The 14,385-nt window shown below is 52.2% G+C and carries 11 protein-coding genes; 10 read left to right on the forward strand and 1 reads right to left on the reverse strand.

Translation table 11 applies throughout. The features are described 5' to 3' along the window. Positions 1-56 precede the first annotated feature (56 nt). The 6 genes from proX (at position 57) to U868_RS25520 (ending at position 7,308) form a co-directional block, all read left to right on the forward strand. Complete coding sequence (proX, locus tag U868_RS0112265) at positions 57-1,055, forward strand: glycine betaine/L-proline ABC transporter substrate-binding protein ProX (RefSeq protein WP_004235570.1); 999 nt, start codon at positions 57-59, stop codon at positions 1,053-1,055. Between the two features lie 168 nt (positions 1,056-1,223). Further along, the gene (locus U868_RS0112270) at positions 1,224-2,450 is read left to right on the forward strand and encodes an MFS transporter (protein WP_025153547.1); all 1,227 of its coding nucleotides are present in this window, start codon (positions 1,224-1,226) and stop codon (positions 2,448-2,450) included. Positions 2,451-2,933: 483 nt separating this feature from the next. Continuing rightward, entirely contained in the window at positions 2,934-3,449 is a 516-nt protein-coding gene (gene mprA / locus U868_RS0112275; RefSeq protein ID WP_025153548.1) for a transcriptional repressor MprA, read from the forward strand. Positions 3,450-3,692: 243 nt separating this feature from the next. After that, positions 3,693-4,871 (forward strand): multidrug efflux MFS transporter periplasmic adaptor subunit EmrA, encoded by a 1,179-nt coding sequence (gene emrA, locus U868_RS0112280; RefSeq protein ID WP_025153549.1) that lies wholly within the window; start codon positions 3,693-3,695, stop codon positions 4,869-4,871. Between the two features lie 12 nt (positions 4,872-4,883). Continuing rightward, positions 4,884-6,416: a multidrug efflux MFS transporter permease subunit EmrB gene (emrB, locus tag U868_RS0112285; RefSeq protein ID WP_029991091.1), complete on the forward strand. Its 1,533-nt coding sequence runs from the start codon at positions 4,884-4,886 to the stop codon at positions 6,414-6,416. A 715-nt stretch (positions 6,417-7,131) separates the two neighbouring features. Then, positions 7,132-7,308 (forward strand): hypothetical protein, encoded by a 177-nt coding sequence (locus U868_RS25520; RefSeq protein ID WP_162817234.1) that lies wholly within the window; start codon positions 7,132-7,134, stop codon positions 7,306-7,308. Positions 7,309-7,353: 45 nt separating this feature from the next. On the opposite strand, the gene U868_RS0112295 is transcribed toward U868_RS25520, so the two are convergent. Then, positions 7,354-8,442: a tRNA/rRNA methyltransferase gene (locus U868_RS0112295; protein WP_025153552.1), complete on the reverse strand. Its 1,089-nt coding sequence runs from the start codon at positions 8,440-8,442 to the stop codon at positions 7,354-7,356. A gap of 181 nt (positions 8,443-8,623) precedes the next feature. Here U868_RS0112295 and U868_RS0112305 point away from each other — a divergent pair, with 181 nt between their 5' ends. The 4 genes from U868_RS0112305 (at position 8,624) to U868_RS0112320 (ending at position 13,963) form a co-directional block, all read left to right on the forward strand. After that, on the forward strand, positions 8,624-9,328 hold the full coding sequence (locus U868_RS0112305; RefSeq protein ID WP_025153553.1) for a tRNA-uridine aminocarboxypropyltransferase: 705 nt from the start codon (positions 8,624-8,626) through the stop codon (positions 9,326-9,328). A gap of 37 nt (positions 9,329-9,365) precedes the next feature. Beyond that, positions 9,366-12,023, forward strand: coding sequence for a bifunctional acetate--CoA ligase family protein/GNAT family N-acetyltransferase (locus U868_RS0112310; protein WP_025153554.1), 2,658 nt, complete (start codon positions 9,366-9,368; stop codon positions 12,021-12,023). A gap of 184 nt (positions 12,024-12,207) precedes the next feature. Beyond that, a complete protein-coding gene (gene pssA, locus U868_RS0112315; RefSeq protein ID WP_025153555.1) occupies positions 12,208-13,566 on the forward strand; it encodes a CDP-diacylglycerol--serine O-phosphatidyltransferase in 1,359 nt (452 codons plus the stop codon). Between the two features lie 55 nt (positions 13,567-13,621). Then, the gene (locus U868_RS0112320) at positions 13,622-13,963 is read left to right on the forward strand and encodes a YfiM family lipoprotein (protein WP_025153556.1); all 342 of its coding nucleotides are present in this window, start codon (positions 13,622-13,624) and stop codon (positions 13,961-13,963) included. Positions 13,964-14,385: the final 422 nt, after the last annotated feature.

Below are 14,385 nucleotides of genomic sequence, written 5' to 3' on the forward strand. Positions count from 1 at the left end.
CTCATTATCACCCTGCCGCTGTTATCGCGGCGGCAGGCACAACAAGAGGGAAAACGATGCGTAAGACAGCAATCGCAGCAATCGCCTTATCGGCACTCATTGGTACTCAGGCTTTCGCGGACACCGCACAGCCGGGCAAAGGGGTCAAAGTGCTGCCTGTACAAAGCACCATTACTGAAGAAACCTTTCAGACCCTTATCGTCAACAAAGCACTGGAAGAACTCGGCTACGACGTGCAGCCGATCCAGGAAGTGGATTACAACGTGGCCTATGCGTCAATCGCCAACGGTGATGCCACCTTTATGGCAGTAAGCTGGGTGCCGCTGCACAATTCCCAGTACAAGGCGGCCGGAGGTGACGATAAATTCTACCGCAAAGGGGATTATGTCGTGAACGCCGCTCAGGGGTATCTGATTGACAAAAAAACCGCTGAGAAATACCACATCACCAATATTGAACAGCTGAAAGACCCGGAAATCGCCAAGCTGTTTGACAGCAACGGCAACGGTAAAGCAGATCTGACCGGCTGTAACCCGGGCTGGGGCTGTGAGGCCGCCATCAACAACCATCTGAACGCCTATAAGCTGACAGACACCGTTGAGCACAACCAGGGGAACTATGCCGCGATGATGGCAGACACCATCACCCGTTACAAAGAAGGCAAACCGGTGCTTTACTATACCTGGACGCCGTACTGGATCAGTGATGTCCTGAAACCGGGACGTGATGTGGTCTGGCTGGAAGTGCCGTTCTCCTCCATGCCGGACGGTGAGAAAATTGACACCAAACTGCCGAACGGCAAAAACTACGGCTTCCCGCCGAGCACTATGCATATCGCGGCCAACAAAGCCTGGGCTGAGCAGAACCCGGCGGCCGCAGAACTGTTTGCCGTCATGAAACTGCCGGTTTCGGCAATTAACGCCCAGAACCTGCGCATGCATAACGGCGAAAATTCACAGGCGGATATTGAACGTCACGCCAATGCCTGGATTAAAGCTAATCAGGCGAAATTTGACGGCTGGATTGAACAGGCGCGCAAAGCCGCTGATAAATAACCGGATCTGAAAAATCCTCCCGGCGGCCATCACAGTATGGCCGCTTTTTTATTCTCAATGAAACGTGATCAACCTCACAAAATCGATACCCTTTCCGGTCTGCTTTCTATATAGTAACGCTCCGTAGTACCCGTAATCATTTCATACTCAATCAATCTTATAATAATCATGAAAAAGAAGACCATTGATGCGGTTCTGACACCTCAGCTTATCTGCCTGATGGCAATAGCAACCGGGTTGTTAGTCGCCAGTAACTATTATGCACAGCCTTTACTCGAGACGATTGCCGTGCAATTCGGCGTCACCGCCGGTATGGCCGGATTTATCGTCACCACCGCTCAGCTCAGTTATGCTGCCGGTCTGATGTTTCTGGTGCCGCTCGGGGATAAATTCGAGCGCCGCAACCTGATTGTCACCATGACACTGCTGTCAGCTGCCGGGCTGGTGATTTCCGCTCTGTCACAGACCCTCTGGCAGTTACTGCTGGGTACCGCACTGGCCGGCATGTTCTCCGTCGTGGCACAGATCCTTATCCCGCTGGCGGCGACTATCGCCAAACCGCAGCATCGCGGCAAGGCCGTCGGGATCATTATGAGCGGCCTGCTGCTCGGCATCCTGCTGGCACGGACCGTCGCCGGAGTGCTGGCAGAATTCGGCGGCTGGCGGACTGTTTACTGGGCAGCGTCCGGGCTGCTGGTTCTGCTGGCCCTGATCCTGTATCTGCGTCTGCCGCAGTACAAACAGGTATCTGAGCTGAAATACGGTCAGCTGCTGGCCTCCGTTGTGGTGCTGTTTGTCCGCACCCCGGTTCTGCGTGTCCGCGCCGCACTCGGTGCTATTGTGTTTGCCGCGTTCGGCCTGCTCTGGACCTCAATGGCTTTTTTGCTGGCATCGGCTCCGTTTAATTACTCTGAGAGCACTATCGGGCTGTTCGGCCTCGCCGGTGCTGCCGGTGCGCTGATGGCGGGTCCTGCCGGGCGTTTTGCTGATAAAGGCAAAGGCCGCCTGACCACCAGCGCCGGTCTGCTGCTCCTGCTGCTCTCATGGATCCCGCTGGCACTGAGCGGCTATTCTGTCGCCGCCTTTGTCGCCGGGGTGGTGGTTCTGGATCTGGCGGTGCAGGCAGTGCATGTCACCAATCAGAGTACCCTCTACCGGATGATGCCGGAGGCACGCAGTCGCCTGACAGCCGGTTATATGACCTGCTATTTCTGCGGCGGTGCATTCGGCTCACTGCTGTCCGGTTATGCCTACAGCCACTACGGCTGGGATGGCGTCTGCTGCAGCGGCGCAGCGGTCAGTGCCCTCGGGCTGGTGATCTGGCTTGCCGGGAAGAAGTATGATGTACCGCAGTCTGATGACGCTCCGGCCCGTCAGCAGACATCACACACCTGATTCCTCCGGAAAAAGCACCTTCAGGTGCTTTTTTCCACTCAAAAATCGAACAAATATCGCATAATAATCTACCACTTGTAGATTATCCCTTCATAAAAAGTTACAAATAACACTGTTAATCAAAGAAAATAATTTTTGACCACGTAAAATAGATACCACAGCGATAATCACTGCCATAACGGCAATGCAGATCATTTGATATTCTTCATTATCATGGTTCACTAATAAAAATTGACGTAATTTATGAAGCGAAAATTACGCATAATCAGAGTCAGCCACCCGGTAATGAAAATGTAAGTCATTTGCTAAATAATAAGTGATATTTGTGACTAACATTCATAAAATTTATGAATCAGTTAGCATTATCAAAAGAAATGTAGTGATATTAACCTGCTATAATTGTTAAATTAATCTTTTGACCGGCCATTTCGCGGGTCATAGCCGGGTTAACATACCAACAGAAACTAATAAGGTATCTCAATAATGGAAAGTTCATTTACACCGACAGAAGAGTTGCTTAACAGCCGGATTTCACAACAAAAGAGTCTGGGTGCGGATCTGCCGTATCAGGAAATTTTGCTGACCCGGCTTTCAATGCACGTTCAGAGTAAATTATTAGAAAAACGTAACAATATGCTGAAATCTCAGGGCATCAACGAAACATTGTTCATGGCGCTGATGATTCTGGATACTAAAGAATCTCACAGTATTCAGCCTTCGGAACTCAGTGCCGCGCTCGGCTCTTCCCGCACCAATGCTACCCGTATTGCGGATGAACTCGAGAAAAACGGCTGGATTGAGCGCAAAGAGAGCCATAATGACCGCCGCTGTCTGCATCTGCACCTGACAGAAAAAGGCTCTGATTTTCTGCATGACCTTCTTCCGCCTCAGCATGATTCATTGCGTCATATCTGGTCAGCACTGGACAATGATGAACAGAAAAATCTGGAGAAACTGATGCGTAAACTGCTTATTCAGCTCGATAAGGGCGACAACTAAATAACCTTTTATTGTTTAAGGTTAATGAATAAGAGCTTTTCTCAATAAGCAGGTGTAAAAAAACCTTTTCTGTTGGCCCGGATCCTTTATCCTTCACAGGCTGACATTTCTGCCATCAATTGATGCGCTGACCATCCCGGCTTGCGGTTGTCGTTTATCACAGTAACGACAATAGCAAGCCTGTCTTTGTTGTGGTTATGTCATGCAACACCTTAAAAAAAGAACAATATCCGGAGATAACTGATGAGTGTCAGTGAGGAAACTCAGGCTGCCCAGCCCCCTGTCCGTAACAAAAAACGACAACGCCGTAATGCGCTGATGTTACTGACATTACTGTTTGTATTACTGGGTGCGGCTTACACCGTTTACTGGTTTATGGTGCTCCGCCACCATGAATCGACCGATAATGCCTATGTCACCGGTAACCAGGTGATTGTGATGTCACAGGTATCCGGCAGTGTGACGACGGTCAGTGTGGATAACACCGATTATGTGACCGCCGGAACGCTGCTGGTTCAGCTGGATAAACGGGATGCCGGTCTGGCGCTGGAAAAAGCACAGGTCGCGCTGGCAAACAGCGTCCGTCAGACACATCAGCAGATGATCAACAGCCGTCAGTTGCTGGCCGGTATCGACGTCCGCCGTTCAGAACTGACCCGCCTGCAGAACGATCTGCGCCGTCGCGAAGTGCTGGGCGCACAGAATGTGATCGGCAAAGAAGAACTTCAGCACGCCCGCGAAGCTGTGGTGAGCGCCAAAGCGCAGCTGGATGTTGCCACCGAGCAGTTTAATGCCAACAAAGCCGTGATCCTCGATACCCCGCTGAGCGAACAGCCTGCAGTGAAACAGGCCGCTACCGAAGTGCGCAACGCCTGGCTGGCACTGGCGCGGACCGATATCCGCAGCCCGGTAGACGGTTATGTCTCCCGGCGCAGCGTGCAGGTCGGCGCACAAATAACGCCTGCCACTCCGCTGATGGCCGTGGTTCCGGCCACCGGCATGTGGATTGACGCCAACTTTAAAGAAACCCAGCTCAGCACCATGCGTATCGGGCAGCCTGCCAAAGTGATCACTGATTTCTACGGCGATAAAGTCGTCTTCACCGGTACCGTTACCGGGCTGGATATGGGCACCGGCAGCGCCTTCTCCCTGCTGCCTGCACAGAATGCCAGCGGTAACTGGATTAAAGTCGTACAGCGCCTGCCGGTGCGTATCGCGCTGGATCCGGCACAGCTGGAACAATACCCGCTGCGTATCGGTCTTTCCGGTGATGTCACGGTGGACACGCAGAATACTGACGGCCCGGTGCTGTCGAAAAGCGTACGCTCCGATCCGGCCTATCATACCAGTGCCCTGAGCATTGATATGCAACCGGCGGATCAGATGATCACTGAGATTATCAGCCGCAATGCCGGTCAGTAAGGAGTCAGGGTTATGCAGGCGCCACTGACCGGAGCAAGACTGGCCTGGATGACGATCGCCCTGTCACTGGCGACCTTTATGCAGGTGCTTGACTCCACTATCGCCAACGTGGCGATCCCGACAATCGCCGGTAACCTGGGTTCTTCTAACTCTCAGGGAACCTGGGTAATTACTTCATTCGGGGTGGCGAATGCCATCTCCATCCCGATCACCGGCTGGCTGGCCAAACGGATCGGCGAAGTGCGTCTGTTTATGTGGTCAACCGCGCTGTTTGCCATCTCCTCCTGGTTATGCGGTATTTCCAACAGCCTCGGCATGCTGATTTTCTTCCGTGTGATCCAGGGTCTGGTGGCCGGGCCGCTGATCCCGCTGTCACAGAGTCTGCTGCTCAATAACTATCCGCCGGCGAAACGTACCATGGCACTGGCCCTCTGGTCAGTCACCATTGTTATCGCCCCGATCTGCGGGCCGATCCTCGGCGGCTATATCAGTGATAACTATCACTGGGGCTGGATTTTCTTCATTAACGTGCCGTTCGGGATTGTGATCATGATGCTGACCGCAAAAACCCTGGAAGGCCGGGAAACCAAAACGGAAATCCGTCCGATTGATACTGTCGGGCTGATCCTGCTGGTGGTGGGGGTTGGTTGCCTGCAGATTATGCTCGACCAGGGCAAGGAGCTGGACTGGTTTAACTCGACGGAGATTATTGTCCTGACCGTGATAGCCGTGGTTGCCCTCGCCTTCCTGATCGTCTGGGAGCTGACGGACGACCACCCCGTGGTGGACTTGTCTCTGTTTAAGAGCCGCAACTTCACGATAGGCTGTCTCAGCCTCAGCCTGGCCTATATGCTCTATTTCGGCACCATTGTTCTGCTGCCTCAGCTGTTACAGGGGGTATTCGGCTACACTGCCACCTGGGCGGGGCTGGCTTCCGCGCCGGTCGGTATTCTGCCGCTGCTGATCACGCCGCTTATCGGTAAATATGCCCATAAAGTGGATTACCGGATCATTGTGACATTCAGCTTCGTTATGTATACCGTCTGTTTCTACTGGCGGGCCTATACGTTTGAACCGGGCATGGACTTTGCCGCTGCAGCCTGGCCGCAGTTTGTGCAGGGGCTGGCGATCGCCTGTTTCTTTATGCCGCTGACCACCATTACCCTTTCCGGCCTGCCGCCGGAGAAAATGGCATCGGCATCCAGCCTGTCAAACTTTACGCGGACACTGGCCGGGGCTATCGGGACATCGATCACCACCACGCTGTGGACACAGCGGGAGTCCATGCATCACGCCAATTTTGCTGAGCATATCAACCCGTTCAGCCCGGATACCCAGCAGATGTACCATACGCTGGGTGAGATGGGGATGTCGCAGCAGCAATCATCGGCCTATATCGCCAAAGTGATCACCGACCAGGGGCTGATTATCTCTGCGAACGAGATTTTCTGGCTCTCTGCCGGTGTCTTCCTGGTACTGATGCTGCTGGTCTGGTTTGCCAAACCTCCGTTTACTGCCGGTGGCGGCGGTGGCGGCGCGCATTAAGTAAAAGCATAAAGGCACTGCGGTGCCTTTATTTTTATTGATATTTTTAATATAAAAAACAAAATACATTCATCCAAAAATTAATTAAACAATAATAAAACACAACTATTATTAATAGAATAATCCCTTGCTATTAAAACCATTAAATTGCTATTCTTATTTTACCGCAGCACAATGTCATTATCTGCTGCACTAGTAATATAACGTATGATTATTAATATTATATTCACAAGGAAGTGTGACCATGATTTAGCATCATTAATACTGTTTGCCATCATTTTTATTTTTTAATGCACATTTTTGCACCATGCTCCGGCATGGTTTTTTTATAATATTAATATCTGATACTAATAGCAACCATCCCCGCACAGCCGTTATGATTGGCACGCTGACAGACAGGTGAACAAACTGCAGGATATCCATGAGCGCATTGTTAGATAAATTCATAAATCTCTGTAATATACCCAAGTGGGATATTCACAACTATCTTCCCGGTAATCAGAATAAACAGCATGATACGATCCTGACGGATTATCATCTGACAAAAATTGCTGAGCATTATTATTTTCGTCATAATATAACGAGAGATATTTATTTGTGCCTGCGTGGTGATGTCTATTTCTATATTCTGACTGAATATATCGATCAGGTGAACTGTGTATTACCCTTATCACCGACAAATAATCTTCAGCATTATATTTCAGAAAAAACATTCATGAACATCATTAATAATAAAGGTGATGTGCTGATGGCCGGAAAACTGTCCGTAGATGACGGACGGATCAAATGCTGGCGACCTTTTGACAGCTTTACCGGTGAACCCGGCAGATATCAGCGGGCACTGGACTCAGACGCTATCAAAAACCTGCTGACACTCCATCTTATCAATTAAAAAACCCGGCGAATGCCGGGTTTCATTCATCATAATCAGCCGGTATCAGCTGACTTTATTCTGCTGCCACCAGCGTGCCAGGATAATCCCGGTCGCAACGGACACGTTCAGGCTTTCCACATTACCGGTACCGCCGACGGACAGGCGCATATCACCGCCTTCCCAGACTGCGTCACTCAGGCCGTCACTCTCTTCACCCAGTACCAGTACCATTTTTGCAGGCAGTGTGGCTTTCGCCAGATCAGTGCTGCCTTTGTGGCTGGAGGTGGTGACGATGGCGTACCCTTTTTTGCGGAATAAATCCAGCGTATCAGTCAGACCATCGGCATCAATCCCGACCAGATGCTCGGCACCGCCTTCCGCTGTGCGGACAGCCGCACCGGATTCCAGCACAGAGGCATCCTGGAGGATCACACCGTTGACACCGAAGTGAGCGCAGCTGCGCATAATACCGCCGAGATTATGCGGGTTACCGACGTTTTCCAGCGCCAGCACGCAATCCTGCTCACCGGCGGTTTCCAGATAGGTCTCCGCACTCACACCGCCGCGTTTTTTAATCAGGAAACAGACACCGCCGTGATGCTCGGTACCGGATGCTTTGGCCAGCTCTTCCTCATCAACCACATGATAAGCTTTGCGGTTTGCCGCCAGCCATTTCAGGGCATCACGGAAACGCGGTGTCACTGACTGAACAAACCAGGCGCGCACAATGCGCTCCGGACGGCTGCGGAACATGGCCTGACAGGCATTTTCCCCGTAAATACGGGTTTCTTCCTGACGCTGACGGCGCAGCTGCGCCGGGTCGATCTGGCTTTTGCCGCTGATACCACCGTGATCCGGGATCAGCCCCTCTCCGTCTTCTGACGGCTGGCGGGACACGGTTTTCCACGGTGAACGATCGTCACCGGAATAACTTCCCTGACCTCTGCGTTCGCCGCGATCACTGCGGTCACTGCGTTCTCCGCGATTGCTGCGTTCATTGCGATCCCCGCGCGGGCCGCGGCTGTTGCGGTCACCGCGATCCGGGCCCCGTCCGCCGCGTCTGTCTGATTTTTTCTGATCGTCCTGTTTGTCCTCACTGCGGACATACATGACTTTCACTTTGCCGTTTTTACCATTTAAAGAGTCGTTCATGTGTTTCTCCCACGCCATTTCCGGGGGCGAAGATTACCCGATATCGTCCGGACCTGCCGGTTATGATCACCGGCCGCCCCCGCCGGAGGCACTGAACTCAGGCGCCCCCGCGAAAAATCATGCTATTGTGCAGCGTTAACAGTACAATGCATACTGTTTTTTGTGAAACCAGCCGATAAAAATGAAGACCAATTCTGTTTACCAGTTACGCCAGCGGCGTCTGGCACAATCCACCCGCGTTTTCCGTGCCCGGGGATGCCGTGTAGTCCGTTGTCATTACTGCTTATTACCCGAAAAAAACTGTCTGTGCGACACCATACAGACCTGGGATGCGCGCAGTCAGTTCTGCCTGCTGATGTATGATACCGAGCCGCTCAAACCCAGCAATACCGGGAAGCTGATCGCCGATGTTCTGCCGGACACTCAGGCCTTTCTGTGGTCGCGCACCGAACCGGACGAGGCTCTGCTCGCGCTCCTGAAAGATGACACCCGCCAGCCATACCTGATTTTCCCTCAGGCGTATGCCACACCGCCGCGTCAGGTGTTCAGTGATGTGCCGGAAAAGACAAAGCCGCCGCTGTTTATTCTGCTCGACGGCACCTGGCCGGAAGCACGCAAAATGTTCCGTAAAAGCCCGTATCTCGATAACATCCCGCTGCTCTCCATCAACGATCTGGCGCAGAAAGATTATCTGCTGCGGGTTGCGGCACGGGAAGATCAGCACTGTACCGCCGAAGTGGCCGCTGCGGCACTGATGATGGCGGGTGATACCGCAGCCGGAAAACAGCTTCTGGATCACTTCACCTGCTTCCGCCGTCAGTATTTGAAGGGTAAGTCACATCTTCCGGTGGCACAAATCAGAGCAGAGGAGCTGCTTTTAGGCTAAATTAAAGCACACGGGAATCCGGTCTGAGGAGAACACCATGAGTCAGCGCGGCCTTGAAGCATTACTCCGGCCTCAATCCATTGCGGTTATCGGTGCATCCGAAAAGCCCAACCGGGCGGGTTCCCGGATGATGAGCAATCTGCTCAGCGGCGGTTTTGCCGGGCCGGTTCTGCCGGTCACGCCGTCACGCCGCTCAGTGCAGGGGGTGCTGGCGTATCCGTCTGTCGCGGATCTGCCGCTGGTGCCGGATCTGGCCATTATCTGCACCCACCCCAAACGTAATGTTGCCCTGCTGAATGAACTCGGTGAACTCGGTTGCCGTGCAGTGATTATTCTCTCCGCCCCGGCATCACAGACGACTGAGCTGAAACAGACCTGTCAGCACTATAATATCCGCCTGCTCGGTCCGAACAGCCTGGGGTTACTTGCCCCCTGGCAGGGGCTGAATGCCAGTTTTTCCCCGGTACCGGTGCTCAAAGGCAAACTGGCGTTTATTTCCCAGTCCGCCGCCGTTTCCAACACCATTCTGGACTGGGCGCAACAGCGGGAAACCGGTTTTTCCTACTTTATCGCACTCGGCAGCAGCGCGGATATTGATATCGACGATATGCTGGATTTCCTGGCCCGCGACAGCAAAACCAGTGCCATTCTGCTCTACCTTGAGCATATTCATGATGCGCGGCGTTTTATGTCCGCCGCCCGCAGTGCCTCACGCAATAAACCGATCCTGGTGGTCAAAAGCGGCCGCACGCAGCGCACGCAATTACTGGTCGGTGAAACGCCGAGCCTGGATATCGCCTACGATGCGGCGATCCAGCGCGCCGGTCTGCTGCGGGTACAGGATACCCACGAAATGTTTTCCGCCGTGGAAACCCTGACCTTTATGAAGCCGCTGCGCGGTGAACGCCTCGCCATTATGAGCAACGGCGCGGCACCAGCGGCAATGGCACTGGATGAACTGTTCCGCCGCCGGGGGAAAATTGCCGGTCTCAGCGACGAAAGCAGCGCCGCACTCGCGGCGGTACTGCCGGATGATTTTGTGATCAGTAATCCGCTGGATTTGCGTGATGATGCCACGGTGGATCGTTATATCGCCACCCTGAATATTCTGCTCGGCAGCCACGATCATGATGCCCTGCTGATCCTCCACTCTCCGAGCGCCATTGCACCGGGCAAAGAAACCGCCGCCCGGATTATTGCCGCGATCGCGCAGCATCCGCGCAGCCGCTGGCTGACAATTTTCACCAACTGGAGCGGCGAATACTCCTCACAGGAAGCCCGCCGCCTGTTCGGTGAGGCGGGGATCCCCACTTACCGCACACCGGAAGGTGCCGTGACCGCCTTTATGCATATGGTGGAATTCCGCCGCAACCAGAAACAGCTGGCAGAAACCCCCGCACTGTCCGAAGGACTGACCGCCAACCGGCAGCAGGCACATCACTGTATCGACAGCGCCCTGCGCCGTCAGCATACTGTGCTGGATACTTATGAGGTTGAGCCGGTGCTGGAGGCTTACGGGCTGAATATTCTGCCGACCTGGATTGCCCATTCTGCGGATGATGCCGTTACCATTGCCGAAACACTGGGTTACCCGGTGGCACTGAAACTGCGCTCACCGGATATCGCACATAAATCGGATGTCCAGGGTGTGATGCTTTATCTGCGGGATAAACAGGAAGTCGCCACCTCGGCGTCGGCGATTATTGACCGGGTGACACAAAACTTCCCCGATGCGCAAATAGACGGGCTGATTGTTCAGTCGATGGCGAACCGCGCCGGCGCACAGGAACTGCGGATTTCAGTGACCCAGGATACGGTTTTCGGCCCGGTGATTATGCTGGGGGATGCCAGCCGCCCGCGGGATGATGAGTCCCCTGCCGCCGTTGCCCTGCCGCCGCTCAATATGGCACTTGCCCGTTATCTGGTCATTCAGGCGGTTAAAAATAACAAACTGGCGGCCGGCAGTGCCCTGAATCCGCTGGATATTGCAGGACTGAGCCGGGTACTGGTACAGGTGTCCAACCTGATTATTGACTGCCCGCAGGTGGTGGCTCTCGATTTGCACCCGCTGCTCGCCTCCGGCACGGAATTCACGGTCCTGGATGCCACCATGACACTGGCACCGGCTGCCGGTGATGGTCGTCAGCGTCTGGCCATCCGCCCGTATCCGGCTGAACTGGAAGAGAATTTTCAGTTAAAAGACGGCGCGGTTGTGCATGTCCGCCCTATCCTGCCGGAAGACGAACCCCTGCTGAAAGCCTTTATTGACCGCGTGACCAAAGAAGATCTTTATTACCGCTATTTCAGTGAGATCAGTGAATTTACCCATGACGACCTGGCAAAAATGACCCAGATTGATTATGACCGCGAAATGGCCTTTGTGGCGGTGGACAGCGGCGGTCAGATTATCGGGGTTACCCGCGCGATGTCGGATCCGGATAACCGGGAAGCGGAATTTGCTGTACTGGTGCGGTCAGACATGAAAGGCAATACCCTGGGTTATCAGCTGATGTGCAAACTGCTCACCTATACAAAATCACGCGGTATCCTCCTGCTGACCGCCATCACCATGCCGGAGAACCGCAATATGATCCGACTGGCAAAAAAGCTCGGGTTTACTGTCGAAACGCAGTTTGAGGACGGTATCGTCAACCTGACACTTCACCTGAATTCTGAAATTTCCGCAGTGCAATAGTCAAAAACGGACAACGTGATATATGGCACAGACTTAACCGTCACTTAAGCAGAAAGTGAATTGCTGCGCACAATCAGACAAACTGGTGATATAATGCTTTGATCTGTTCATCTTTTCATTACCGGCCCGGTACCTGTTTATTCCGTCACCGCCGCCTATAACTAAAGAGATAATTCGCACTGTGATGTTGTCAAAATTCAAATCCGCGAAACACCAACAGCACCTTGCACAACTGCCGAAGTTAGCCCAGTCTGCGGATGATGTTGAAACGCTGTTCCATACCCGCGACTTTAAAGGCCGTCTGCTGGCAGAAATCGCCGGTGCAAAGAAAACCATTTATATTTCTGCGTTATATATTGAGCATGATGATGCAGGCCGGGATTTCCTTGACGCGCTGTATGCTGCCAAAAAAACCAATCCGGAACTGGATATCAAAGTCTTTGTTGACTGGCACCGCGCACAGCGCGGGCGTATCGGTGCAGAAGCGAATGCCACCAATGCCGACTGGTATCATTCCGTTGCGGCATCTCACCCTGACCTGCTGATCCCTGTCTCCGGTGTGCCGGTAAATACCCGCGAAGCGCTGGGTGTTCTGCATCTGAAAGGTTTTATTATTGACGATACCGTTATTTACAGCGGTGCCAGCATCAATAATGTCTATCTGTATCAGCATGATAAATACCGCTATGACCGTTACCACTTCCTGCGCAATCCGGAACTGGCGGCGGCAATGAAACTGTTTATTGATGAAACGCTGCTGCCGGAACCGGCGGTACAGAAACTCGATACCGAAACCCGGGTGAAAACACCGGAGATCAAAAACCTGATCCGCGATTTCCGCCTGAAACTGCGCCATGCCGCATACCACTTCACCCCGCAGGCACTGCCTGATGATCAGCTGGCTGTTACTCCGCTGATTGGTCTCGGGAAAAAGAATATGCTCAATAACACCATTGAGCACCTGATGTGTTCCGCACAGGAAAAAGTGGTTATCTGCACGCCGTATTTCAACCTGCCGTCAGCGCTGGTGCGCATTATCAGCCGCCTGCTGCGGGACGGAAAAAAAGTTGAAATTATTATCGGTGATAAAACCGCCAATGATTTCTATATTCCGCCGGAAGAGCCGTTCAAAATCATCGGCGGGCTGCCTTATCTGTATGAAATCAATCTGCGCCGCTTTATGCAGCGTCTGCAGCGGTTCTCTGACAATGAGCAACTCACTATCCGTCTGTGGAAGGATGACGACAACACCTATCACCTGAAAGGAATGTGGGTGGATAATCAGTGGCAGCTGATCACCGGTAATAACCTGAATCCGCGTGCCTGGGGGCTGGATCTGGAAAATGCGATCCTTATCCGTGACCCGAAACAGGAACTGCTCGCACAGCGTCAGGAAGAGCTGGCCAATATCCGCACCAACACCACGATTATCCGCAGCTACACTGAACTGGATAATATCCGTGACTATCCGGTCAAGATCAAAAAACTGCTGCGCCGTCTGCGCCGTGTCCGTCTTGATCGCCTGATAAGCCGGATCCTCTGATATAAACGTCCCGGCACCCGCCGGGATTTTTTTATCTGTTTCCCGGAGAACAATTATGCCCGCTACATTATGTACCCGTCTGACAGTCTCTTTCTGCCTGCTGCTGACTTCCGGCTGTTCGATGCACCTTGCCAATGACAGCTGGACCGGACGCGATAAAGCCCAGCATTTTGCCTTTTCAGCCGCAACCGCGATTGCGGCTAATGCTTACGGCGATCACCAGAACTGGCAGCACCGACACAGTGTACAGTTCGGCATCGGTTTTTCCGTTGCACTGGGGGCTGCAAAGGAGTTTTATGACAGCCGCCCCGGCGGTACCGGCTGGAGTGTGAAAGATTTTGTCTGGGATATTGCCGGTGCCGTTGCCGGTTACAGTCTGTACCAATCGGTGAAATAAAAATCCGGTGACCGGACAGTGTTAATTTTGTGAACAACATCACATACAAAAATAATTTGTTACATTTAACTATCCGGCGATAATATTTTTACCGGAAATTTAAATTATGAATAACCTTTCGATTAAAATATCGTCGTTACTCTTTATGCTTTTCTTAAATAACAAAACTTAAAATTAATATTACTTAAAATACATTGCCATGAAAATATTATTTTCATTGTCACTTTGATAATAAAAATACCCAGGAATCAAGATAAGTAAAAATGAAAATAATATGTCTAAGTGCAAATACCCACGCATAAAATAAAAAAATAATACATTCATGCCATTAGATACCCGCAATAGGAATCCCCTTATTTCCGGCGTAGTAAATACACTATAATTGCCTAATAATAATAGATATTAGGATTTTATCCCTTTTA

The sequence above is a fragment of the Morganella morganii H1r genome, assembly GCF_000633515.1.
Lineage (GTDB): Bacteria > Pseudomonadota > Gammaproteobacteria > Enterobacterales > Enterobacteriaceae > Morganella > Morganella morganii_B.

Bases quoted from the DNA above. Each gene is read 5' to 3' on its own strand.
- emrB (WP_029991091.1), top strand. From the start codon at position 4,884: ATGCAGGCGCCACTGACCGGAGCAAGACTGGCCTGGATGACGATCGCC.
- emrA (WP_025153549.1), top strand. From the start codon at position 3,693: ATGAGTGTCAGTGAGGAAACTCAGGCTGCCCAGCCCCCTGTCCGTAAC.
- U868_RS0112270 (WP_025153547.1), top strand. From the start codon at position 1,224: ATGAAAAAGAAGACCATTGATGCGGTTCTGACACCTCAGCTTATCTGC.
- U868_RS0112305 (WP_025153553.1), top strand. From the start codon at position 8,624: ATGAAGACCAATTCTGTTTACCAGTTACGCCAGCGGCGTCTGGCACAA.
- U868_RS0112295 (WP_025153552.1), bottom strand. From the start codon at position 8,442: ATGAACGACTCTTTAAATGGTAAAAACGGCAAAGTGAAAGTCATGTAT.
- mprA (WP_025153548.1), top strand. From the start codon at position 2,934: ATGGAAAGTTCATTTACACCGACAGAAGAGTTGCTTAACAGCCGGATT.
- U868_RS25520 (WP_162817234.1), top strand. From the start codon at position 7,132: ATGAACATCATTAATAATAAAGGTGATGTGCTGATGGCCGGAAAACTG.
- U868_RS0112310 (WP_025153554.1), top strand. From the start codon at position 9,366: ATGAGTCAGCGCGGCCTTGAAGCATTACTCCGGCCTCAATCCATTGCG.
- U868_RS0112320 (WP_025153556.1), top strand. From the start codon at position 13,622: ATGCCCGCTACATTATGTACCCGTCTGACAGTCTCTTTCTGCCTGCTG.
- proX (WP_004235570.1), top strand. From the start codon at position 57: ATGCGTAAGACAGCAATCGCAGCAATCGCCTTATCGGCACTCATTGGT.
- pssA (WP_025153555.1), top strand. From the start codon at position 12,208: ATGTTGTCAAAATTCAAATCCGCGAAACACCAACAGCACCTTGCACAA.